The sequence below is a fragment of the Paenibacillus foliorum genome, from assembly GCF_013141765.1.
GTDB classification, from domain to species: domain Bacteria; phylum Bacillota; class Bacilli; order Paenibacillales; family NBRC-103111; genus Paenibacillus_S; species Paenibacillus_S foliorum.
In genome coordinates this window covers 128,683-153,750 of the sequence record NZ_WHOD01000003.1, presented here as the reverse complement: position 1 = coordinate 153,750, position 25,068 = coordinate 128,683, and the positions used below count along the sequence as shown (strand labels likewise).

Here is a 25,068-nt window from a genome sequence, read left to right as displayed (position 1 = left end):
TTGGTAGCGTTAATTATACCAAATTATTTGACGAATGGAGTCGAGAAAAGGTTTATAGTTTCGACAAATTTTTGTTGAAATTAGTTGGTTGTTTTGCCAAACAGATACGCACATAAATGAGGGGATTGAGCGGTGTGCGGAACAGAGTTCCTTTATTCAAGCTGAAGCCTCCAATTCATGGCGATAGCGGAAGCCGGACTTCCTTTATTTGGGTAGAATGGGGGTGTTGTGCACAAAAACAGAGAGATAAAGGAACTAGCACTTCCATTACTCCACTCTTTTTGGTGCTCCCCAGGCGATAGAGGAACAATGACTTCCGCGCGCGAGGGAGTCGGGTGAAGAGATCCGGCTTGCGGAGCTTCTGAACTAACTGAAACAGATTTAAATATGAGTATTCAGATGCGCGTACTCGTATAAAATAGAGTTCAAATATCAAACGTTTCCGGTAACGTTTGATACTTGAACTCTATTTTTGAGCCGTAAAATCGGTTGTTTTTAAAAATATTATTAAGATTTTAACGATAAAATGGCAGATTTCTTGAGATTGTGTAAACATTCGCATAACGGATTGAAAGTTAAAACATCGTATTGTAACATAGGGAACGTTTCCGGAAACGTTTGAGAATGAGGTGTGCTTGTGGCAAATATAAAAGACGTGGCTAAGCATTTAGGAGTATCTGTATCTACAGTTTCAAGGGCGATGAATAATCATCCCGATGTTCGCGAAGAAACAAAACTGCAGGTGATGGAGGCGATCCGAGCTTTAAATTATCGGCCCAATGCGATTGCGAGAGGTTTGATCAACAAAAAAACGTATACGATCGGTTTAATGATCCCGGAAATATCGGACCCGTTTTTCGCCGGTCTGGCCAATGCAGTGGAGGAGACTTTTTCCAAGCAAGGGTATCAAGTTGTTTACGGGAATACGAACCGCGACCCTGTGAAGGAGAAACAGTTTCTGTCCAACGCTATTGAACGACAGTTTGATGGGCTTATTATTACTCCTGATTTCCTGGACGATACATTCAAGGAGCTGATTTCCGGTCTGGATATGCCCGTCGTGTTTTTACGGAGAAGAACGCCCCCGGGAATATCGGCTCCCTATGTTGATGTTGATCATTATGAGGCGGCAACTGAGGCGGTTAAATATTTAATCGAGCTGGGCCACAGGCAAATCGGTTTTATCGGGATGCCGGAGAGCTCTTTTACCGGGATTCAAAGATTGCTTGGTTACAGAGATACCATGTGGAAGCACAGCCTTCTCTCTGATGACAGCAACATTGTTATGAGCGGAGGAAGAAATATAGATAGCGGCCGGGAGGCCATGAGCAGGTTATTTGAGAGAAGTCCGAAGGTAACCGCCGTGTTCGCTGGGAATGATTTGCTTGGCATCGGGGCTCTCGAATGGCTGGCACAGCAGAACATTGCTGTTCCGGAACAGATATCTGTCATAGGCTTCGATAATTTGGAATACGCGGAGCTGCACTGGATCCAATTGACGACAATGGAGCAGCCTCGTACGGAAATGGGGACTAAAGCGGCCGAACTGCTGCTGCAAATGATCTCTGACAAACAAATGACACCAGAGTCCGAATTAATCAAGGCCAGACTGGTCGTAAGGCAATCTTGCAAGGCGCTGCAGACAACATTATCCAGATGAATTAAGCTATCCGGCATTTTCAACCCAAAGCCCTTTGGGCAAAAACAAGGAGGAACAAACCGTGTTAAAAAAATGGATTGGTTCAGTAACTGCCTTAATGCTCGTCAGTATTGTAGCGTTGACCGGATGCGGAACAAGTGGAACAAACGGGGGAAGTCAGACCACGGCTTCTGCTCCGAAAGCAGCGGATACGGTTAGCAAAGAAGCACCCAAAGATACCCCCTCAGCATCCAAAAAGCTGACCGTGTACGCCGCTCTGAATGAAGATGATATTGTGCAAATTCAAAAAAAGTTTAAAGAAGACACCGGCATTGAAATCGAATACCTACGTTTAAGCGGAGCCGGAGAGGCAAGCACACGAATTCAGGCTGAAAAAGCTTCTCCCAAAGCGGATGTATTTGTGGGCGGTTCTGTTGAATTTTATGAACCCCTAGCATCCCAAGGCTTACTTGAGAAATATTCTTCACCGAACGCCAAAGAGCTTGATGCCCAGTTTAATGATCCGAAAGGCTTCTGGCAAGGATGGTACATGGGTGTGCTTGGCATCGTGCTGAATAAGGACAGATTCACTAAAGAGTTTGAACCGAAAGGCATCAAAGAACCGAAAACATGGGATGATCTGCTTGATCCAGCTTATAAGGGCTTATTCATAACGTCCAATCCGGCAACGGCTGGAGGAGGATACATTTTTGTAGCAGATCAGCTGTTCAGATTGGGCGAGGAAAAAGGCTGGGATTACTTGAAAAAGCTCAATGACAATGTTCATCATTACACCCCTGCTGCTGGAGATGGCATTAATCTTACCGCTACAGGAGAATTTGTGGCTGGAATGTCTTGGTCGCATGACATCGTTAAATCCGCTAAACAAGGCTATCCGATCAAAGTTATCGTTCCAGAGCAAACCGCTTTTGAAATCGGTGGAGCAGGTATTGTAAAAGGTGGAGCTAACACTGAAAATGCGAAGAAGTTCATTGACTGGCTGTTAACCAAGCCGGTCGGAGAGATGAATACGAAATTATCGAACCGTTATTCCGTTAGAAAAGACGTTGCGCCTCCAGAAGGTATGATCAAAATCGAGGATGTTAAGCTAGTGAAATATGATAGAGATAAGGCTTCCCAAATGAAAGCGGACGTTGTTAAGAAGTTCACTGAAATGACCGGCAAAAAATAGCAAGACCTACCACCAAAGAAAGCTTATTGCTGACTTGTCTGTGCGGGGAAAGCACCTCTCGTACCGCACAGGCAAACTTAGCAATGGAAAGGTGTGACCTGCCTTGACCTCACGTGCTGTTAAAGAAGCATGGGCCGATATGAAACGATTAAAGCATGAGCCGCTTCTGGCTATCCTTATAGTAGCGATTATCATCATCACCGTTTATTTTGTATGCTGGCCTATCATAAAAGTGATTAGCTTCCCGCGATGGAATGATTACTTAAACCTGTTCAGCAATTCACGTTGGTATCATGCAGCGTTAAACAGCTTATTCATGACGCTGATTTCAACCATTTCCTGCACTGTAGTCGCTTTTCTTTTTGCATACGCCATTACAAGGCTGAATATTCCGCTCAAAGGACTTTTCCGCTTTATTACCCTTTTGCCGGTCGTCTCTCCTCCTTTTATCGTAGCACTGTCGTACATTCTTTTATTCGGCAGGCAGGGGATCATTTCCAAGCATGTGCTGCATGTTAATATCGATATTTACGGCTGGCACGGGTTATGGCTTGTTCAGACGATTACATTTTTTCCGTATGCTTATGCTGTTATTAACGGGGTTCTGAAAGCAGGCCCAACGAACCTGGAGTATGCCGCCTATAACTTGGGCGCAACGCGCTGGCAAGTGTTTAAGGATGTGTTTTTTCCGCTATGCAGGCCAGGGATTGCAGGTGGGGCACTAATTGCCGCCATGAATGTGCTGGCTGATTTCGGCAACCCGATGATTATCGGAGGAAATTATTCGCTTCTTCCTACAGAGGCTTATATGCAGATGGCCGGATTATTCGATTTGCCTTCGGCAGCGATGCTGTCAACGGCTTTACTAGTTCCGGCGCTTGGCCTGTTTATCCTGAACAGAAATTGGGTAGGACAACGCTCCTATGTAACCGTCACCGGTAAAGAAACATCCTTAGAGCCGTATCCTGTCCCTTTATATATAAAATGGGGTTTGTTCTCCTTCTGTTTGTTCGTTACGATTGTTATTTTAGCAGTCTATGGGGTGCTGTTCTATGGTGCGTTTACGAAAACATGGGGATATGACTGGTCGTTCACTCTGAACAATATGAACTATGTGTTCGCTAAGGGAAAGGAAATGTTCAACAGCATCAAGTTCGCTCTTATTTCCTCAATTGCAGCTGCGTTGTTTTCGTTACCGTTGGCATATATCGTGCAAAGAAGGCAGATCGGGATCAATCGTCTTCTGGATTTTCTGGCTATTTTACCTGGAGCTGTTCCTGGGGTATTTCTGGGACTCGGTTTCGCTGTTGCTTTTAACGAAGGGCCGCTTGTGCTCACGGGGACTTCCACCATTATGATACTTGCATTGATGTTCTGGAATTTGCCGACCTGTTATAGCGCCAGTCTTGCAGGACTGCAGCAGATTGGAAGCTCTCTGGAGGAGGCATCGCTTAATATGGGTGCCGGCAATTTTAGAACCTTCAAGAACATCCTGCTTCCCCTGCTTAGAGGACCTTTTCTTTCGGGACTTGTACTTTCATTCTTACGATCGGTGACTTGCTTAAGCGTCATCATATTTATTTATTCGGCAGGTACTTCGGTCGGGACTGTATCTATTCTAGGCCTTGTGCAGAATGGCGCTTGGGGCAGCGCATCGGCGTTTACGGTTGTCCTTATTTCCATCGCATTCGCTGTATTGGCCATAGCCCGGCTTTTTATGAAAGAAAAGGATAAATCCATTGGGTTATAACGGAGGCAAATGATGAGCGCAGAGAAATCGATTATCAAAATTGAAAATGTAACGAAGCAGTTCGGAGCTTTCAAGGCGATCAATAATGTATCACTGGACATACAAAAAGGCAGCTTTACTACGCTGCTCGGACCAAGCGGATGTGGCAAAACGACGCTGATGAGGCTGATAGCCGGTTTCCACGAGCCTGACTCGGGATCCATTTACATCGAAGGGAATAAAGTGAACGGCACGCCGGTGTACAAAAGAAACACTCCGCTCGTGTTTCAAGAATATGCGCTTTTTCCCCACATGACCGTTTTTGAGAATATTGCCTACGGCTTGAAGCTGAAAAGGATGCCTCCAAATGAGATAAAGGAAAAAGTCGAAACGATGCTCGATATGTTCGGATTGCAGGGGATGGAGCACAGGTATCCGAAGCAGATGAGCGGGGGACAACAGCAGCGGGTCGCGTTCGCAAGGGCGTTGATCATAGGACAAAACATTTTGCTGATGGATGAGCCTTTAAGCAATCTGGATGCCAAAATGCGCGTCGAAGTAAGGAACGATATCAGAGAGATGCAGCAGCGAGCCGGTATAACCGCTATTTTCGTAACTCATGACCAGGATGAGGCTCTGTCGTTGTCGGACCGAATCGCTGTGTTTAACAAAGGGACCATCTATCAAGTTGGTACTCCATGGGAAGTTTACTTCAAGCCTAATAATAAGTTTGTAGCCGATTTTGTAGGCGTGGCGAACTTTCTGGACGGTGAAGTGGTTGGAGTCGAGGCTCAGGATTTTATTGTCAAATGTGCTGATATGGTGATCAGAGTGGATAAAACCGGTTATTCGGCAAAACAAGGCGATAAGGTGACACTGGTTATAAGACCGGAATGCATTTCTGTTTTACCCGGGGAAGGCAGCCATGGAACCAGCGACAATGTATGGAGCGGGGTCATTACAAGGAGCAGCTTTCTTGGACGAATGATCAGATATTGGGCAGAGGCCGGTTCTATGCAGTGGATCATTGATGATTCCAGTCCCAGCGTTCGCGGATATTTGGAAGGGCAAGTCGACCTTGTTCTGGACAAAAAGAAAATACACATGTTAATTGGTGAGCAATCATGAGACCTGTATTGTATGCGCTGAATGTTGGGCGGGGGGACGCTTTTTTTCTGGAAATTCCTACGGACGATGGAGTCGCTGTTGTTCTTATCGACGGAGGGGACCAATTCTTCCATGAGTCCGTTAGGCCGTATCGTTTCGCGCAGGAAAGAGGCTGGAAGCAGATCGACTTGATGATTCTAACCCATCTTCATCCTGATCATCTGACAGGCTTGCTTGAGGTGGCGGAGCATATTCCTATAGTGGAGTCCGTTCTGCCTTATCCGCAGCTAGCGCTTGATTTGAGCGAAATGCAGCATCCGCAAGCCATTCAAACCGCTCGAATGTTAAATGATTACAATCAATTATGGGAGCTGCTTATCCTGCAAAAAACAGTGGTTTCTTTGCGTCAGCCTTTTGGGGAGACTGCTTCCTGGAGGTTTGGTCAATTTGTGCTGCGGCATCTAGATCCTTTGCATATAAGTGATTTGCCAGCCTACGGTAATCTTCAACAGTTGTGTTCTTCTCACTTGGAGGCGGAGTTACAAGAGGAGCTGCTGGTAGCCTTTGATGCATCATCGAACCGGGACAGCAGCGTTTGGCTGTTTGAAGAGACAGATGGCCGTCAGCTGTTTTTATTCGGAGGGGATGCACTGCTGTCGAACTGGGAACGAATTATGGATCGCGAGCAGCTGCGGCCTTGCGGTTTTAAGGTTGGCCATCACGGCATGGCAGATGGATGGAACGAGCAGCTGCTGAGGCTGCTGTCGCCAGACTGGTTATTAATAACAAATAATGACACGGAATACGAACGGTTTCGGGATGAGTGGAACCGGATTGCGCAAGCCTCGGAAAGCATGTTATATGTTACAGGCTCTCAGCCGGGTACAATCTATCTTGCATCTAGGTTACCGCTCGCTCTGGAAAGGATTGAATTGAAATAATGCCGTCCGAACAACGCTACCGCATGGTCGTCACCGATATTGACGGGACGCTGGTGGATTTGCAGCAAAAGATCAGTGAGCGGAACAAGGAAATGATCAACGCTTTTCAACAGCAGGGTGGGATCGTTACGCTTGCAACCGGCCGGGTAGAAGAGGCTGCGTACCCATATGCGATGGAGTTGGATATTCATCATCCGGTCATCTTATACAACGGCGGTAAGATCGTCGATTTTGACACGGAGCAATGTTATTTTGAAGCCAGTCTTAGGCAAGATGTAATTGACAGATGTCTTCAATTGATTGAGGATCAACCGCATGATATGATTTTTTACGCTGACAGGAAGATATGGGTCAAAGAAATTACGCAGCCTATCGAGGAATATATGAGCAAGGATAGGGTGCAATGTCATAGCTGGGATACCCCGGATTTCTTGAGGCAGAGCGATGTCAATAAAATATTGATAATAAAAGAAAATTGCAATTTTTACCAAATAATGGAAAAGTTAAAACCTTTAATGGGAGTGTACTGCGAATTGGTGCGTTCAGAGCCGACATATTTGGAGGTGCTGCCCCGGTCGGTGTCCAAAGGGCAGGCTTTAAAAATGCTTGTTAACCGGCTCGGAATCGAAATGCAGGAAGTGATCGCGATCGGTGACAATTTAAACGACTTAGAAATGATACGCACAGCCGGGTTGGGAGTAGCCGTCGGGAATGCACATCCTGAGCTCAAAGCGCATGCGCAGTATATAGCCAAAACACATCTTGAGGATGCTGTTGCGGAAGTGATACAGAAATATTGCTTGGATAAGATAACTCGGTAATCTTACGAGCAGAGGGTATGCCTAAGAAAAGGGCAGCTGATGTATAGAGCAAAGCGCAGGCAATGATACTAAACAGCAACTCTGATGCCGAAACTAGAACAGCAGCTCAAGGATAATACCTTGAACTGCTGTTTTGCCCTGCAAGCGAATTACTTCCGGCCACAGTAATGGTGCATGAGGACAGTACTCGAATCCCCGAATGCACAAACTTGGGTGAGTTTGCAAGTAGCAGTATCGTTATATGTGATGCCTCAATCATCGACGGACTGGTAAGCAGAGGTCCAGAAATCGACAAAGACATTGGGAGGAAGGGGAGAATCCATAAGGCGCTGGGTCATCAGAATCCCGACCATGTCTTCCTTGGGATCCGAGTACGCTGATGTGCCTACACCGCCATCCCAGCCGAACCGTCCAGGAACCGTTGCTAGACTGTCGCGCCGCGTAGTGATTCCAACGCCGAACCCCCAGCTGCTTTTGTCGTCGAAGAAGATGCTTGCCTCCGCTTTCTGCTCAGGTGTCAGATGGTCGGTGGTCATGAGCTCGACCGACGGCCTAGACAAGATACGTTCGCGGCCGTACCGGCCTTTGCCCAGCATCATCTGACAGAAGGCCAGATAGTCGTCTAGAGTCGAGACGAGCCCACCTCCGCCGGATTGAAAGGCGGGCGGGTGACCCCATCGGCTGTCATTGGGATCGTCATGGAGCGTGAGTGCTCCGGTTACACGCTGGGTCATGTAGCTTGGCGGCAGCCTTTTCAGTTTCTCGGCCGGTACGTGAAACCCGGTGTCCTTCATTCCGAGCGGCTCGAAGATGCGTTCGCTGAAGAACTCCTCCAGCGTCTGGTTAGCAGCACGTGCGATCAGCACGCCCAGAATGTCGGAGCCGGTATGGTACATCCACACCTCGCCCGGCTGATGAATCAGCGGCAGATTGCCGAGGCGCTTCATCCATTCATCAGGCGATTGCTGAGGCGGGTTCGGCCCAGGGGCGAGGCCTGCTTCCGCTATCGCCTTCTGAATCGGGTACTGGTCGGGGGGAGCCATTATAGCCCCGATTCCCAAGCGAAAGGTCAGCAGATCGCGCAAGGTGATCTGCCGATTGGCGGGCATGGTGTCGTCGAGTGGCCCATCGAGCCGTTTCAAGACCCTGCGGTTGGCCAGCTCGGGAAGCAGCCGATCGACCGGATCATCCAGCCGCAGCTTGCATTCTTCGACCAAGATCATCGCTGCCGCAGCGGTGATCGGCTTGGTCATCGAAGCGATGCGGAAGATGGTGTCTCGGCGCATCGGGTCGCTGCCGCCGATCGCCTGCATTCCGATCGCATCGACATGAACCTCACCGCTTCGGCTGACTAACGTAACAAGGCCAGGCACTTCGCCGCGCTCGACATAACCGGCCATGACGTCGTGCATGCGGCCGAGCCGCTCCTGAGACAAACCTCCGGTACTCATCGCCTGATCCCTCCGTTCTGTCTCATCGGCCCTTGCTGGCCGCCTTGGTCTTGTGCTTCGCCCATGTGCTGATCGTTGGTTTCTTCGCCCAGTATCATGCTTTGGAGCCACTCTACGTTATCATCCGGCCCAGTGATAAAATCCCTCCATGACATTGTTAGATCTAACAGAACTATTCCCATAGTGATGGCTCCTTTGTTAGTTAAATTGCCGATCAAGCTATACATCCTGATCTTGGTGATCGATGCACGGTGTGGCTAGGTTCTTAACGAATTCTCCTTTCTTTGTCAACTAGGATTCCGCTTTTATGAATGATTCTAAGATCCCCCCTATTCTAGCATGCAGTATTGGTTATGGTTTCTTATCGATTGCTATGCTGGGCAATCTCATTGAGGAACTTCTTCATCAGCACGGGCAGGGAAATCAGGATTGGAGGATCATCTATGCGAGGAACGTGGAGCATAACTTGCCGATGCAGGACTGAGGAATAGGGTCCGACTATGATGGGCTCCTTCGTTCGGGTGCGTAGGGTTGTGTGTGGAAGCAGAAAGTCCACAGCCAGCGTCCCCCACGAGACTGATGTACCCATCAAGTAATAGGTGCCAGGCTTAACGCCTGTAAAACAAAAATCCCCCAAAGAAGAAAGCAGCGTTCCGTAAAGAGGAAGTCCTTCAGGGATAGGCTTGGCAAACAAGCCTATCAGAATGACACCCTCAAAAGGAATCTCTGCTTGGATGGTTCCCTCTATTCTTGAGTATTGATGCGAGGCAGGCTGCAACTTGCGCCAATCGCTAAGCTTCTGTAAAGAATGCAGGTGATTGTCGGCTTGCAGCGTAGAGTTCCGAAAGTCGGATGGTGTCACGCCTACCCGTTCGGTAAATCGGGTGGTGAAGGTTCCCAGACTCTGTTGTCCGATCTCTAATCCGATATCGCGAACCGTGAGATTTGTGCGCAGCAGCAAGTCTTTTGCCTTTTGCAATCGAAGGGAAGACACATAATATAGAGGTGAAAGACCGATTCTTTCTTTGAAAATGCGGCTGAAATGGTACGGACTATAGCCCGCATATCTGGCTAATCGGGCAAGCAAAAGCGGTTCATAGATGCTTTGATGAATATATTCGATCACCGCGTCTATTTCTGAATACCGTTCAGTCACCGTTCCTACACCATCCTTTCATCATTTAACATTTCTGACTCGTTTATGGGCTCAAAACCGATATCAGCGCTTGACGAAGACATTCGATTTTGGCTCCCTTCTTAGCTCAGCGTTTGGCAAGACCTTTTGAAGGGCAATGGGGGCGAAAAACATTATTCGAAGCCATGGCCAAACCCGAAAACCTGCATCTATACAGGTATTGGGCCGATTTATCGCAGTCTTCGTGAATTCATGCCAAATGTGCATCTCTTTTTCATTATTAGCTGAACCCGGATCGTTATAAGTGAAAATTGCTGTACTTTCGTAGTTTTTTCCTCTCAACCAGCAAATTCCGCAGAAAATAACTGCATAATTGCAGGATATTGTACAGGCAGATGATCGGAGGAGGGGGCAAGCACTGATTTTGAGGATGAGCCCGTTTATTCGGTTAAATAAATAATTTAATATCCATTTTTTATACAGAACAATCGTTCGCATTAATATTACCATATATTTCATATGGAGGGAACCGCCTAATTCTACTATACTTATTTCTTCCTGAAGCTCCGATTAACTACTTACGAAGAAAGACCAGAGGACAGCTGTCCTCTGGTCTTCTTCATATTCTCAAGCATGCCATATTCTCGGCATAGCCAAGGGCTCTTTCCCAAGCTCCGCCCATGCATACTTCAGCAGCAGCTCTGTCTTCAAGCTGGCTGAGGCTGGAGCATCCCACAGGTTATTAATTTCTCCAGGATCCTCCTGTAAATCAAAAATTTCACCATAGGTTTGATTATAATACACGGTTATTTTGTAACGTTTATCGATATAGGTTTTTTGGTGAATGGTCGTCTTCTCATGCCGGAATTCGCATAGGGCATGATCTCTGGCTTGCGAATCAAGCCCTCGCCATACCTTGCTCTGATCTATCCCGCTCATGGAGTAAGGGACATCCAATCCGGCGAAGCTAAGGAAGGTAGGGGCCAGATCGACAAGCGACTGAATGGCCTCAGACTGATGACCTGCTGGTACTTGTCCTGGATAGCGGACGATAAATGGGACTTTTATCAAATCCTCATAGTGGAATCCTCCTTTATATTGTAGGCCGTGTTGGCCGAAGAAATGGCCATGGTCGGTAGTAAAGACAACGATAGTATTGTCGGCTAGCCCGAGATCTTCGAGTTTATCCAGAATACTGCCGATATATTTGTCCATCATACTGATCATCCCATAATAGGTCGCCACAATCTGTTTACGGTCATATTCAGAAAGCTTCGTGTGAGAATGATACCCATGGATACCAAAGCCCGATTCCTTCAAATGGTTAAAATCTGGATCATCCTGCTGTGTCATTCCAAAATGGGGGGGATTCTGATCATGCTCGCCAGGCGTCACAACGGGTATCGTTAGCTGCTCAGGATCATACATCGTATCCCACGGCTCAGGCACCAGATAGTCAGGATGCGGATCGAAAAAGCTTGACCACAGAAAGAAAGGGGCATCCTCTTGCTTATACTGCTCCAGAAGCGCCCCTGTACGCTCCGCAATCCATGTATTGTAATGGAACTCCTCTGGGATGGGCCATTTATGCAACAGGGATGGATCCATTGTACCGGTCGGGGCCACATAGTAATCTCGCCAATTGGTACAGCCCTTCTCCTCCATCCATAGAGCATAGTGCTGCCCAACGTGAGCCTCATTAGTATGGTTGCGCGCCAGCTCTACATGGTCAAAGCCATAGAATGGGCCATGATGTGTTTTCCAGAACTCTAAATCCTGCAGTATAGGATATGATTCCAAGGAAGGGTAGGCTTCCGTGCTTTTCAGCGGCTGAAAATGCGCTTTGCCGACAAGTGATGTACGGTAACCGGCATTGCTGAAATCCTCGCCGATAGTGTGACGATCCTCGAGAAGCTTGGTACCGAGTGTCCAAGCTCCATGCTGACTCGGATACATTCCTGTAATGATGGATGCGCGGGTTGGCGTGCAGGTTGGATTGGGGCAATAGGCTCGTGTGAAGGTAGTACCTTCCCTTACAAGCCGGTCCAGATTTGGCGTAGATACCTCGGACTGAAATGCGCCTATTGTGTTCCAGTGCTGTTGATCGCTAGTGATCAGCAGAATGTTGGGTTTACTCATATTGTTTTACTCCTATCATAGTCGTGGTAGAATAAAATTACTTTTATGATCCCAGTATATCTGAGCTGATAGGATACAGGAATGATGGAATGTATTTGGCATTATGTTGTGTTTTGATGGCAGTCCTATTTAATCGGGGGTAAGGAAGGCATGCAGGAGTATGCGAATGAGTTTGCTGATATTTGGTTGAATGTGCCTAATGCCTTGGAGCGGGCAGGTGAGCTGTGGTTGGTGCGAGCGGGCGGGAATAGAGCGAAGCCTAATTATGTCATCGGCCCCAAAGTGATTGATTGCTTTGGCTTTCATTTTATTCTAAAGGGCAAGCTCAAATTGGAATACGAGGGAAGACAGGTGCTGCTGCACAAACACGATATATTTTGTCTGCTGCCTGGCATTTCTTATGTCTATGGGATCCAGCCTGCTTCTGAATCGCTCGAAATGATTTGGCTGACGCTGGACGGGAGACAGGTTCCTGAGCTGCTGTCCTGCATGGGCATTAATAGGAATACACCCTACACGAGAAATCGAATGAATCGTTCAACGACACACCAGCTGAGGACTTTAATCGATTTGCTGCTAACGGATCAGTCAGAGCCAATTCAAAGGCAAGTTCGGCTGCTGCAGCTTTTTGCAAGCTTGATGGAGCCTCCAGAAGAGCCCCTCCATGCCAAGGAAAGGCAGCGTAAAAGCTGGGTGAAAACGGCGGGGGCCTACTTGCGGCTGCATTTCTCTGAACCTCTAAGTATCGTGGAGCTAGCCGCGACAGCCGGGGTGCACCGCTCCCATTTCACATCGTTATTCACAAGGGAGATGGGAGCTTCACCTCAGCAATACGTACTACGTATGAGAATGGACAAGGCCGCTGCCATGTTAAGTGAAGCCTCCTTATCCATTACAGAGATTGCTCTCTCAGTAGGCTATTCCGATCTGTATTCCTTTTCACGGGCCTTCAAAAAATATTTTGGCTGTTCACCAAGTCAGTGGATTAAATAAAGGATTAACTAGTTGAACTACGTTCATGTATTATTAAGGGAACGAGTGCAAATGCTCTTTCATCCCTAATAAAAGGAGACTGGAAATATGGGACATCATTTATTTGATCTGGAAGGCAAGGTAGCTGCTATATCAGGGGCAACGCGAGGAATCGGGCGCTCCATGGCTATGGCGCTTGCAGAAGCAGGTGCAGATATTGCTTTACTTCAAAGATCACCCGACCAATTGGAGCTGAAGGAGCAGATTGAAGGCCTTGGAAGAAAATGCGCGATTATTCCATGTGACTTAGAAAATACAGCGCAAGTGAAGGCCGCCATACCGAATGTGGTGGATCAGTTCGGAACCATCGATATATTGGTCAATAATGCCGGAATTCAACGCCGATCACCTTCGGTTGACTTCTTGGAATCTGATTGGGATGATGTGCTGCAAATTAATTTGAAGGTGGTTTGGCTCTTATGCCAGGAAGCCGGGCGTTATATGGTTCCAAGAGGCAAAGGAAAGATCATTAATACCGCCTCCTTACTGTCGTACCAAGGTGGAATTACCGTTCCGGCCTATGCTGCCGCCAAGGGTGGCGTAGCCCAGCTGACCAAAGCTCTGGCAAATGAATGGGCCAAGCATCATGTGAACGTAAATGCAATTGTTCCCGGCTACATTGCTACGGATATGAATACGGCGCTAATCAATGATCCTGTCCGCAGCACTCAAATACTGAATCGGATTCCGGCGGAACGCTGGGGAAACCCTGATGATTTTAAAGGAACGGTGGTGTACCTGGCGTCAGAGGCATCCAATTACGTTCATGGCCACTTGCTGGCAGTGGATGGAGGATGGCTGGGGCGTTAAACTGTAATCAGCGGATAAAACCATAAAATCAGTTTTGCTTGACCGCATTGCGTAAGCTGTGCGGTTGTTCGCATATCACAAATTAGTCCAGAAAAAGCACGAAATCCACCTGTGTTTTTATGCGGTGCTTTGGTGTATCATATACAGATTACGAAGGTAAATCGATGAGGATTTTCTGTTTGCTTGTGACTCTTTTAATGGCGACTGTTATGCAGTTGCTATTTTTAATAGTAAGGATGATGAATCATGAAATGGAGGCTTCCTTTGCTTCTGTCGAGTATACGCTATAAGCTGCTGCTTTCCTTTGTTGTTTTTATTATGCTGCCGATATTGATAACTGTTATGGTTTACTATGAAGTTTCGAAGGAGCTGTTGGTCTCTGAGATCAACCAGACGAATGCGGAAGTTCTTGGGAAAACAACAGAGAGAATGAATACCACGGCGGAGCGTATTGTTAAAGCCTCTCATTTGATCGTGAATGATCCAGATATTCTGGATTTGATCAGGAACGATCGCGATATCGAAATTAATGACTATCCAACCTTTCAGAAATATTTGGGTGTTAATAAGAAAATAACGAACATCCGTGATTTTCTGCTGGAAAACGAGGCTTATGTTGCCGTATTCGACTTCAAAGGTCATATGTATTCAACCTGGACAAGCCGAAATGCAGCGAAATCCTACCAGGAGTTTCAAAAGGAACCATGGTTTCAGCAGACTCAGACGGCGACAGGTACCCCGATTTGGCAGCTTGCCTACACGAATAATATTGAAAATGATTATGTGCCCCAAAATACACAGCTGTTTATAATGACCAGACTGATTAAAAGTGATACTGGTAAAGGCTATGGCATCGTTTTTATCGGTGTGCCTATTCAAGCGGTATTGCCCGAGATTGATACTCATGAAGATGTTAATAAATCAGCTCAAATGACTCCAAACCAGTTGTTTCTTATGCAAAACCATAATCTGATGCTAGGTAGCATGGAATTGTTCAATCAATTATCCCTGAACTCTTTAAATCCTGATACGACTACAAGAGCAGGCTATCTCATCAATCAAAGCATGGTGAAGCAGCTGGGGTGGGAGCTGGTCAGCGTTACCCCGCAAAAGCAATTTACAGGCCAGCTTCAAGCTCTGCGGAATAAATCGATTTTATGGTTAACACTGCTGTTTTTATTTTTCTGTATCCTGTTTATTCTGGTTATGTTTAAAGTGATCAAGCCGATAAAGATTCTTCACCGGTCCATGGTTAAGGTGGGCAACGGGGATTTCGCTTCTATAGCGGATATAAGAGGGAACGACGAGATTGCTACGCTTAGCCACAAATTTAATGCGATGGTTCTTAATCTACGCAAGCTGATTGAACGTCTTTCGGAAGAGCAGCAAAGAAAAGAAGAGGCGCGGTTTCAGGCACTTCAAGCCCAGGTAAAGCCCCATTTTCTGTTCAATACGTTAAATTCGATTAAATGGACGGCCCGCCTCTCGGGTGCGGAGCATGTTAGCCAAATGATTACTTCCTTAGGCAAGCTGTTGAGCTATGCCATGAACAATGACAGAGAAGTCACCATATTGAAAGAAGAGCTGGATTTTTTGCAGAGCTATGTCAATTTACAAAACGTTCGTTTTAACAATGAAGTTTCTTTGGATATCCGCGTTCCCGAGGTACTGCTTGAGGCTAAGCTTCTGAAATTTACTTTGCAGCCGCTTGTGGAGAACAGCATCATCCATGGAAATCGGTCACCTCTAAGCATTACGATCGAAGCGTATATAGAACACCGGGATTTACTAATTGTCGTTAAGGATAATGGGTTAGGCATCCATCAGAGGCCATCGTCAGAATCGGTTGCAGATAAGCAGCTTACCTCGTCCAAATTTAGCGGAATTGGCTTGAATAATATCAATGATCGATTACAAATGCATTTTGGCGAAGCCTTTGGCTTAACGATTGAAAGTGGGGAGACGGAGGGTGTCGTTGTAACGGTGCGGATACCTTTCTTGAAGGGGGATATTCAACATGATTCGGGTACTGATCGTGGATGACGAGTTTTTGGTAAGAGTAGGGCTAAAGACATTTGTTTCTTGGGAGGAACAAGGGTTTGAGTTAATAGGAGAGGCGAGTAACGGACTGGAGGCCATGAACCTGCTGGACAATAACACCTGCGATATCATATTGACGGATATTTGTATGCCCGAAATGGATGGTCTAACCTTACTTCAGCAGGTGAAGGATAAATACCCTCATATCCGCAGTTTTATTTTATCCAATCACGACGATTTCGATTATGTGCGGAAGGCGCTTCAAATCGGAGCACTTGATTATGTGTTAAAGCTGACGATGGAGCCGCAGGAGTTGATAGAAAAGCTGTTGACTGTGAAACGGCAGATCGGGGAGGAAAGAAAGGGTTTGGACCAAGCCCGGCAAATCAGCACGAAGCTGAACGTCTTTAAGAAGGAAGCGAGGGAAAAAAGATTCCGCGAGATTATAACCAAGCAATGCTCCAATAAGGAAATCGATGAGGTTTTTCAAGAATTCGGATATAGGGTTCCAGGCAGTTATCACATCGTAAATATTCAAATTAATCAATATGAACAGGTTTTAGACGAGGATAAGTTCAAAAGCGAAAAGCTGCTCAGCTATTCGGTTGCTAACATCATACTGGAATTGTTGAAGAATGAGGCTGAAGGAGAGCTCATTGAACTAGAGAATGGCAAATTCACCTTGTTTCTCCATCGTTACTCCGAGTCGATTCTGGATGAAATCAAGCATTGCATTTATAAATATTTAAAGCTGTCGGTCTGCTGCGGAGTTTCCAATACGTTCGAAGATGTTTATCAGATTCATGCGGCTTATCTGGAAGCCGATAAAGCTCTGCAGTATTACTTCTATACAGGGCTTGGGCAAATTGTTCATTACCGACAGGCTCAATATACGCGGAGCGTAGAAATTCAGACGATCATTCCCAACGAGGAATGGATGCGGATGATAGAGCAGCGAAACGAAGAGGCATTGCTCGGTGCTGTGAAGCAGCTGTACGAACGGATGGATCGGGAGAGAAAATGGCATCCGGACGATTTGAAGGAGCAGTGGATCAAGCTGATCCATCTTTTTTCGCAGTCTCTGCACGAGCTTGGCGGAGATATTTACTCCATGCCGCCCTACAAAGGACGGTATCCCTTTCATGCAGTAAGAGCGGTTGAAACATTGGATGATATGTACCGATGGTTTCTGGGTTGGGTCCCGATGTACGTTCAGTATATGAAGGAATGCTCGAATCAACAATGGAGACCTGAAATACAGGCAGTGGTCAAAATCATTCAAGAGCAATATACGTCAACCATCAAGCTGTCTGACTTAGCCAAAGTGATCGGATTTACTGAAGCTTATTTGAGTGTGCTGTTTAAAAAAGAAACAGGAGAGACATTAATGGACTTTATTATTCGTCATCGGATGAAGAAGGCCAGAGAGCTGCTTAGAGATCCTGCCATGAAAATCTATGAGGTTTCGGAGGCTATCGGGTATACGGATCCCAACTATTTCGGCAAATTGTTTAAAAAGGTAGAAGGTATTTATCCGCAGGAGTACAAAAGGAAGTATTTTAACAAATAAAAATAAGACGGATTTATGCAGGAATCCACTCTTTAGATACATGCCCCTGATTGTTATTATGTTAACAGCTTCAGGAAAATGAGATGGAGGGGTTAAAATTGAATAAGATTAGAAAGGGAATACCGCTCGCAGCACTAGCTGCATTACTTGCATTCAGCGGATGCTCCGGCAGCGGTTCGGAGAAGGCGAGCAGCTCTTCAGATGTAGCGGGAACAAAGAAGACACCGGTTAAGCTGACGATCTGGGGGGGCGTGCCTGAAGAGAGCGGGCCCAAGGATGTAGTCACTAATTGGAACAAAGCCAATCCGGAGCTTCAAGTCGAATACATTCGTTATGTGAATGACGACAGCGGTAATACCAAGCTGGATACGGCTTTGATTAGTAAGACGGATGCCCCGGACATCTTCATCAGCTATGGAGAAACCTATTACAACCGTAGAATGAATGCAGGAATGACTGCTCCATTGGATGATCTGATTGCCAAGAATGGGTTTAAGGTTGATGAAATCATAGGAAGCAGCAATATCATCAAGTCGAACAATACGACCTTCTATTTGCCGGCTATGAAACAGCTCTCTATGGTGATGATCAATCAAACAGCCTTAACGTCCGCAGGTGAAAAGCTGCCCGATCAATGGACTTGGGACGATTATGTCAAATTGGCAGGCAGGCTGACCAAAGGGGAGGCCAAGGGCAGCTTTATCCAGGCTCCCGGAGAAATTTTGCCCAAGATTACATTAACCTTAGCCAAGCCCAAAGACTCGTATTATAACGACAAGGGATCATCGAACTTCGACAGTCCATCGCTGCAAAAGGGATTGGAGCTTCAAAAGCAGCTGTACGACAAAGGAAACATGGTGAGCTGGGCAGAAACGGTATCCAATAAGCTTGCTACCCACAGTGAATTGTTCACGGGTAAAGCAAATATGATTCTGGGCGGAACGCACCTGATTCGATATGTGAAGGATACCAAAAACTTCCCGCGTGATTTTAAAGTTGCATTCGCATCCAATCCTCAGCTCGAATCGGGCGGAAAAGTAAATATAGCCGGATTTAACGATCTGATGTCGATTAACAGCAAGAGCGCCCATAAGGAAGATGCAATGAAATTCATTGCGTGGTACCTAAGCGAAGGAAATACGGCCATGATTGCTGGTGGGAGAATCCCGACTAACAAGAAAGCTGATATGGATAAAGTGGTGGAATTGTTCGTAGGTGATGCTGCCGCGTTAATGGATGTTGAATCTCTTAAGAAGATCTTGAAGACGGAATATGTATTCCCTGCCCAAGTGGAATCAACAGCTTACGCGGAATTAACGAAAATTTTGACCGAAGAGTCGGAAAAATATTTCATGAATGTCCAGCCGATCGATAAAACGATGCAAACCATCAAAACACGGGCTGATCAAGCTATCCAAGCAGCCAAAAAATAAAGCCGGAAAACACTTGAATTCCAATTGGAGTTTAAGTGTTTTTTTTTTGTTAAGGGAAGAAGCCCGTGTATAAATACACCTGACTTTGCCATAAATACTCCGTTTTTATTTGCCAGCCTAGCCGTTAATATCTAGGTTAAACAACACTTGAAGAGGTGACAGATTGTGAAATCGAAGATGGGGAAACAGCTCCTGAGAGAGAATGTGGCCGGATATTTGTTTATTTTGCCCAATTTGCTGGGAGTGGCTGTGTTTATCGTGCTTCCGCTTGTATTCAGCTTTTTTTTGATTTTTACGGACTGGGATTATTTGAAGGGCTTGGCGGGCTTATCCTTCGCTGGTGCAAGCAACATAGCGAAGATGTGGGGGGATGAGTACCTTATTGCCGCGCTCAAAAATAACTTTTTATTTACAATGCTCACTGTCCCTGCTTCCATGGCCGTTGGCTTGACGATAGCTGTCATCCTGAATCAGTACGTTTACTTGAAAAGCCTGCTGAGAACCTTGTTTTTCCTGCCGTATGTCAGCAGCTTGGTTGTCATTTCGATTGTTTGGAGCGTGCTTTATAATCCGAGCAAGGGTCCGATTAACGGCTTCCTGCGTACGCTCGGGATCGAGCATCCGCCTGGTTGGCTGACGAGTCCGGATTGGGCGCTGATCGCTATCATTATATTAGTCGCATGGACTTATATCGGTTATACACTGGTGCTTTATATGGCCGGCTTGCAGGGAATATCCAAGGATCTGTTCGAAGCTTCTGCAATCGATGGTGCCAATAAACTCCTCCAGTTTTGGAAAATCACCATTCCCATGCTTAAGCCTACCAGCTTCTTGATTGCCATAACGCTGATTATTTCTACTTTTCAGGTGTTTGCAGTTGTTAACGTCATGACCCACGGTGGGCCGTTGAATTCTACGATGGTCATTTCGTACCATATTTATCTGCAAGCGTTTCAGTATTACAAAATGGGGTATGCGGCGGCGCTTTCCTGGCTTTTGTTCATCATCATTTTTATAGTCACCCTCATTCAATGGAGAGGCCAGAAAAAATGGCAACAGCATTTTTAAATTTTTATAAAGGAGCACACAGCATAATGAGTGAAATAAGCGGCAAATTAGCAAGGATACCCGACAGGACGGTGCTTAGGAAGCAAAAGACGGTTATTCAGAAAATTACAAAGCTCGGTGTCACTATAGTGATGCTGGTTCTGGCTGTTGGGATTGTCTCGCCCTTTCTATGGATGCTATCGGCATCCTTCAAAATTCCGGCGGATATATTCAAATATCCGATTGAATGGGTTCCGCGCAGCTGGAACATGGATAACTATACGACCGTGTGGGGCGGTAAATACCAATTTCTTTTGTATTACTGGAATACGGCGAAGATTACTCTCCTGACTGTGGCGGGATCGCTGATCACCAGCTCCTTGGCGGGCTTTGCATTCGCTAAGCTGAATTTTAAAGGCCGAGATCAGTTATTTTTGCTATATCTGGCTACAATGATCATTCCTTCCCAGGTATTACTGGTTCCGCGGTTTATTGTTTTCGATCATCTGGGCTTGGTCAATACGCATCTGTCCATTATTTTGCCCGGCATGTTTACGGTGTTTGGAACGTTTTTGATGCGCCAGTTTTTTATTACGATTCCCGGCGAGCTTCTGGAGGCGGCCAAGGTGGACGGTGCAGGATATTGGAGAATGTATTGGCAGATCTGCCTGCCTTTGGCTAAACCGGCGATGGTTGCTTTGCTGATCCTAACCTTCACTTGGCATTGGAATGATTATGAGAATCCGCTGATATTTCTTCGTGATAAGGATCTCTACACATTGCCTATCGGACTTACTAATTTCGTTGATGAAAATGGTACTGATTATACGCTGATGATGGCTGCTTCCGTCTCCGCTTTGATCCCTTTAATTGCGGTGGTCGCTTTTTTTCAAAAATGGTTTGTTGAAGGGATTGCTAATACGGGCTTAAAGGGTTGAGTGCATTTAATATCCAAATATCTAATAATATCCAAGAGGAGGAGAGAAACAGTATGAATATTTTATTTCCGCAGCATCAAATCGAGGTTGTCCGTGAGGTGGATGTGGTTGTAGCAGGTGGGGGGCCTTCCGGCTTTGCGGCTGCATTGGCTTCAGCAAGAAGCGGGGCCACCACGCTATTAATCGAACGTTATGGATTTCTTGGAGGCGTTGGCACGAATAGTCTGGTTGCAGGCTTTGCCAGCGGATTCCATGACGGAGAGAGATTGATCATCGGCGGGATCTATCAGCAGTTAAGGGAGGCGTTGTACCTTAAGGGAGCGCTGCTGAAGACGGATAATTACGAGCCGTTCGACCCTGATGCATTAGCATTTTATTATATGAAAACATTGATAGATGCAGGTGTCGAGCTGCGGCTGCACACGCTGGTAACGGACGTAGTGATGCAGGGAGACCGACTGGAGGCTATCATTGTTGAAAGCAAATCCGGCCGTCAGGCCATTCGCGCCAAAGCGTTCGTAGATGCAACGGGAGATGGGGATGTCAGTGCACGTGCGGGCGTTTCATATGAAATCGGAAGACCCCGCGATGGCCTCATGCAGCCGGTATCGTTAATGTTCGCTTTGGGCGGTGTAAACGCTGACCAATTGGTCAAGGAGGTGGAGCCCATCGAGGGAGCGCCGTTCAATCGTCATATTAGCGGAATGAACCATATGATCTTCGAGAGTCAGGAGGAGAGGGTCACCAAGGCCAAGTTGGAAGGCTACTTATTCAATGTCCCACGCAAGGATATTGCCATCGGCTGGACGCTTCCCGGTAGGCCGGATGTGGTTTATTTGAACATGGCCCGTATTCAGCAGGTTAACGGGACCAATGTGGAGGATTTGACGCGCGCCGAGATCGAAGGAAGGTATCAGGTCGAAGAGGCGCTGCGGTTTTTCAGAGATTGTATGCCGGGCTTTAAAAACAGCTATCTGCAGCGTGTAGCTTGCCAAGCGGGAGTTAGGGAAAGCCGCCGGATCAAAGGAGCTTATACACTTACAGAGCAGGATGTGCTCGGCTTGAAACAATTCGACGATGTCGTAGCTCAAGCCCATTATATGATCGATATTCATGATCCGCAGGGGAATGGAACCCATATCGTCCACTTGAACAAAGGGACATCCTACGATATTCCGTACCGCTGCTTGCTGCCGGATAAAGTGTCGAACCTGCTTGTTGCGGGCAGATGCATCTCCGCGACCCACGAGGCGTTCAGCTCGCTTCGAGTGATGTCTATTTCTATTGCTTTGGGTGAAGCTGCGGGGACAGCGGCAGCGCTCTCTGTGAAGCTTCGGCTAGCCCCCGGAGAGCTTTCAGTGGCAACGCTGCAAAATGATCTGCTGGCTCACGGTGCTATTTTGCACTAAACAGTTGGGATACGAAAGGGGGCAAGTTAGTTATTTCTTCAAATGAATAGAAGATTCCCGAACTATAACTTCGTAAGGCATAAGCATCTTAAATGGAAGCGTATAGGCTGCTTCTAAATAATCTACTAATGTTTTGGCAGCGGCCATGCCAATCTCGTATTTGGGGATGTGAACGGAGGATAGCGGGGGCGTGGTATATTGGGAAATTTCAATATTATCCAAGCCGATAAAAGCGATATCCTCCGGGATGCGCAGCCCTTTCTCAGTCACCGCCCGCATAGCGGAGATCGCCAGCAAATCGCTGGCCGCGAATATGGCCGTGGGTCGATGGCTGCTGCTGTCAAGCAGCTCCAGCATGCGACTGTAGCTCACATTTACATCCCAGCCTGCATTGATGATCCACTCTGAATCAAGCTCAAGCCCTGCTTCCTGCAGGGCATATTTATATCCCCGGTATCTTTTTTCTCGCTCCAAATCTCCAGTAAGTCCGGCACCTCCAATAAAACCGATGGCTTGATGACCTTGGTCAATAAGATGCTGTACAGCCGATTTGGCTGCATTGATCCGATCATATGCGATTACAGGAACTGTATGGTCAGAAATATCAATCCCGACGATGGTTGGGAATTGTTTTTTAATTCGAGCATATATTTCAGACTTAATTCCCTCTACAACGATCATTCCCTTAATTTTGCTTTCCTTAAGCAGGCTATCGAGAATAGCTTCGTTCTGAATATCATCCAGGTTATGCATAAAAGCGAGCGAATAGCCGTGGTTGGCCAGACCCTTCTCAATCCCTTCAAGGATGGATAAAAAATAAGGACGCATATGTTTATGCGAGACCGAAATGATACATCCGACTTGATTGCTGGAATCAACGGTTAAGCTATCGTTTGATGCAAAAGATGCTTGTTTATAAAAAGCAGCGCCTCCTACACGTTCCACACCTTGCTCGCGCAGCTCCGTTAGATCTCTGCGGATCGTAGCTTGGGAAACATTGAGTTGCTCGCAAAGGTCATTTATTTTCATCATAGAATTCGTTTTAAGTAGCTGCATGATTTGTTCATGTCTGGTTCTCATTTATTCAATCCTTTGATCGAAATTTTTCATAGATACTCTCTTTACATTTAAAAGAATATAATGTCGGATGTCAAGCTCATAGCCGTCCTTATAAGTCAATAAAATAATAGATTGACGATTAGAAATGAAACATTTATGATTAAAATCAATCACATAATTGAAAATTATTGATCATTTTATTTTGGTTGAATTCAGAAAAGACGAGATTTCGGGTTCCCTTTGATACTAAAATGAAATAAATCGATCAAATTTAGATTATTTTTCAACTACTTTAATAAAGGAGTGTTCTTGATGATTAAAGCGGCTTTGCTTGGAGCGGGACGGAGAGGTATGTATGCGTATGCCTCTTATGCATTAAAGAGACCGGATGAAATCCAATTTATAGCGGTTGCCGAGCCCGATGAAGAACGAAGAGCCTTGTTTGCCCGCCTGCATAGCATACCAACGGAAATGCAGTTCACCTCATGGGAGGAAATGCTTCAGCAGCCCCAGCTATGCGAAGTACTATTGATCTGTACACAGGATCGACAGCATTTCGAGCCAGCCATGAAGGCTTTGGAGCAGGGGTATCATATTTTGCTTGAAAAGCCGATGTCTCCGGAGCCGCTGGAAACGATACGGTTGGCTGAGGAAGCGGAGAAGAAGCAGCAAATATTATCGGTGTGTCACGTTTCCCGTTATGATACCTACTATAGTGCTTTGAAGGAAGTGCTGGATAAAGGAGTCATTGGAAAGGTCATGAGCGTGCAGTGGACAGAAAATGTTGGCTTCTGGCATCAGGCGCACAGCTTTGTGAGGGGGAATTGGCGTAACTCGGATGAGACCAGCTCGATGATCCTGCAAAAAAGCTGCCACGATATGGATATGCTTCAGTGGTTTATCGGAGGGAAATGCTTGGAGGTGTCGTCCTATGGCAAGCTGAGCTACTTCCGTCCGGAGAATGCACCTGCTGGCTCGACGGAGCGATGTACAGACGGCTGCGCGGTAGAGCATGAGTGTCCATACTCGGCTATCAAGCACTACCATAACGAGAAAACGAACAGCTTCCCGATGGTGGTATCCCCGATTCCTACGCTTGAGGCTCGGATGAAAGCCATACAAGAAGGACCTTACGGTAGATGCGTCTTTCACTGCGATAATAATGTGGTCGATCATCAAGTCGTCAATATGTATTTTGACAATGAGGTAACGGTATCCTTCACGATGTCAGCGTTTACCGCTGAAAATACGCGTACATTTAAATTTATGGGAACCGCTGGCGAAATTAGAGGTCATCATGAGAACAACGAAATTGAGATCAATTATTTTTCTGGACGCAAGGAAATCATCCGTCCAGAGCGATTCGAAGGCGGCCATGGTGGAGCGGACTATCTGACGATGAGGGATTTTATTAGACAGGTTCAAAGCAAAGAGCTTGACGGGAAAACCTCAGCATCGGTATCGGCGAGAGGGCATATCATGGCTTTTGCTGCAGAGCATTCCCGCTTGACGGGTCGAAATGTAAATTTGGACAGCTATATCGAAGAGCTGCAAAATAATCAGGTGTTGGCATAAC

Annotated in this window: 20 protein-coding genes; 15 read left to right on the top strand and 5 right to left on the bottom strand. The window is 46.4% G+C overall.

Going from position 1 to position 25,068, the window contains the following annotated elements:
* Positions 1–637 precede the first annotated feature (637 nt).
* From GC093_RS00630 to GC093_RS00605, 6 genes are all read left to right on the top strand, one after another.
* Positions 638–1,660 carry a LacI family DNA-binding transcriptional regulator gene (locus GC093_RS00630; protein ID WP_171649909.1) on the top strand — a complete coding sequence of 341 codons (1,023 nt, stop codon included), beginning with the start codon at positions 638–640 and terminating at the stop codon, positions 1,658–1,660.
* A 61-nt stretch (positions 1,661–1,721) separates the two neighbouring features.
* Positions 1,722–2,831 (top strand): ABC transporter substrate-binding protein, encoded by a 1,110-nt coding sequence (locus GC093_RS00625; protein ID WP_171649908.1) that lies wholly within the window; start codon positions 1,722–1,724, stop codon positions 2,829–2,831.
* Between the two features lie 103 nt (positions 2,832–2,934).
* Entirely contained in the window at positions 2,935–4,581 is a 1,647-nt protein-coding gene (locus GC093_RS00620; RefSeq protein ID WP_171649907.1) for an ABC transporter permease, read from the top strand.
* 12 nt (positions 4,582–4,593) lie between these two features.
* Complete coding sequence (locus GC093_RS00615; protein WP_171649906.1) at positions 4,594–5,688, top strand: ABC transporter ATP-binding protein; 1,095 nt, start codon at positions 4,594–4,596, stop codon at positions 5,686–5,688.
* A complete protein-coding gene (locus tag GC093_RS00610) occupies positions 5,685–6,608 on the top strand; it encodes an MBL fold metallo-hydrolase (protein WP_171649905.1) in 924 nt (307 codons plus the stop codon). Before GC093_RS00615 ends, GC093_RS00610 begins: the two co-directional genes overlap by 4 nt.
* The gene (locus tag GC093_RS00605) at positions 6,608–7,429 is read left to right on the top strand and encodes a Cof-type HAD-IIB family hydrolase (protein WP_171649904.1); all 822 of its coding nucleotides are present in this window, start codon (positions 6,608–6,610) and stop codon (positions 7,427–7,429) included. Before GC093_RS00610 ends, GC093_RS00605 begins: the two co-directional genes overlap by 1 nt.
* Before the next feature lie 251 nt (positions 7,430–7,680).
* On the opposite strand, the gene GC093_RS00600 is transcribed toward GC093_RS00605, so the two are convergent.
* The 4 genes from GC093_RS00600 to GC093_RS00585 form a co-directional block, all read right to left on the bottom strand.
* Positions 7,681–8,880: a serine hydrolase domain-containing protein gene (locus GC093_RS00600; protein ID WP_171649903.1), complete on the bottom strand. Its 1,200-nt coding sequence runs from the start codon at positions 8,878–8,880 to the stop codon at positions 7,681–7,683.
* Positions 8,877–9,062 (bottom strand): hypothetical protein, encoded by a 186-nt coding sequence (locus GC093_RS00595; protein ID WP_171649902.1) that lies wholly within the window; start codon positions 9,060–9,062, stop codon positions 8,877–8,879. Before GC093_RS00595 ends, GC093_RS00600 begins: the two co-directional genes overlap by 4 nt.
* Before the next feature lie 179 nt (positions 9,063–9,241).
* Positions 9,242–10,036, bottom strand: a complete 795-nt coding sequence (locus GC093_RS00590; RefSeq protein ID WP_171649901.1) for a helix-turn-helix transcriptional regulator — start codon at positions 10,034–10,036, stop codon at positions 9,242–9,244.
* Between the two features lie 606 nt (positions 10,037–10,642).
* Positions 10,643–12,154, bottom strand: coding sequence for a sulfatase family protein (locus tag GC093_RS00585; RefSeq protein WP_171649900.1), 1,512 nt, complete (start codon positions 12,152–12,154; stop codon positions 10,643–10,645).
* 150 nt (positions 12,155–12,304) lie between these two features.
* Between GC093_RS00585 and GC093_RS00580 the strand changes: the two genes are divergently transcribed.
* The 8 genes from GC093_RS00580 to GC093_RS00545 all read left to right on the top strand — a co-directional run bounded on the left by GC093_RS00580 (position 12,305) and on the right by GC093_RS00545 (position 22,433).
* A complete protein-coding gene (locus GC093_RS00580; RefSeq protein ID WP_171649899.1) occupies positions 12,305–13,147 on the top strand; it encodes an AraC family transcriptional regulator in 843 nt (280 codons plus the stop codon).
* 87 nt (positions 13,148–13,234) lie between these two features.
* The gene (locus GC093_RS00575) at positions 13,235–13,996 is read left to right on the top strand and encodes an SDR family oxidoreductase (protein WP_171649898.1); all 762 of its coding nucleotides are present in this window, start codon (positions 13,235–13,237) and stop codon (positions 13,994–13,996) included.
* A gap of 246 nt (positions 13,997–14,242) precedes the next feature.
* A complete protein-coding gene (locus tag GC093_RS00570) occupies positions 14,243–16,039 on the top strand; it encodes a sensor histidine kinase (RefSeq protein ID WP_171649897.1) in 1,797 nt (598 codons plus the stop codon).
* Entirely contained in the window at positions 16,014–17,606 is a 1,593-nt protein-coding gene (locus tag GC093_RS00565) for a response regulator (RefSeq protein ID WP_171649896.1), read from the top strand. Before GC093_RS00570 ends, GC093_RS00565 begins: the two co-directional genes overlap by 26 nt.
* Positions 17,607–17,704: 98 nt before the next feature.
* On the top strand, positions 17,705–19,039 hold the full coding sequence (locus GC093_RS00560) for an ABC transporter substrate-binding protein (protein ID WP_171649895.1): 1,335 nt from the start codon (positions 17,705–17,707) through the stop codon (positions 19,037–19,039).
* A gap of 165 nt (positions 19,040–19,204) precedes the next feature.
* On the top strand, positions 19,205–20,107 hold the full coding sequence (locus GC093_RS00555) for a carbohydrate ABC transporter permease (protein WP_171649894.1): 903 nt from the start codon (positions 19,205–19,207) through the stop codon (positions 20,105–20,107).
* Positions 20,108–20,133: 26 nt separating this feature from the next.
* Positions 20,134–21,024 carry a carbohydrate ABC transporter permease gene (locus tag GC093_RS00550; protein ID WP_171649892.1) on the top strand — a complete coding sequence of 297 codons (891 nt, stop codon included), beginning with the start codon at positions 20,134–20,136 and terminating at the stop codon, positions 21,022–21,024.
* Positions 21,025–21,077: 53 nt separating this feature from the next.
* Complete coding sequence (locus tag GC093_RS00545; protein WP_171649890.1) at positions 21,078–22,433, top strand: FAD-dependent oxidoreductase; 1,356 nt, start codon at positions 21,078–21,080, stop codon at positions 22,431–22,433.
* 30 nt (positions 22,434–22,463) lie between these two features.
* Here GC093_RS00545 and GC093_RS00540 read toward each other — a convergent pair whose 3' ends face one another.
* On the bottom strand, positions 22,464–23,513 hold the full coding sequence (locus GC093_RS00540; protein WP_246313203.1) for a substrate-binding domain-containing protein: 1,050 nt from the start codon (positions 23,511–23,513) through the stop codon (positions 22,464–22,466).
* Between the two features lie 291 nt (positions 23,514–23,804).
* Between GC093_RS00540 and GC093_RS00535 the strand changes: the two genes are divergently transcribed.
* Complete coding sequence (locus GC093_RS00535) at positions 23,805–25,067, top strand: Gfo/Idh/MocA family protein (protein ID WP_171649889.1); 1,263 nt, start codon at positions 23,805–23,807, stop codon at positions 25,065–25,067.
* The last annotated feature ends 1 nt before the right edge of the window (position 25,068 follow it).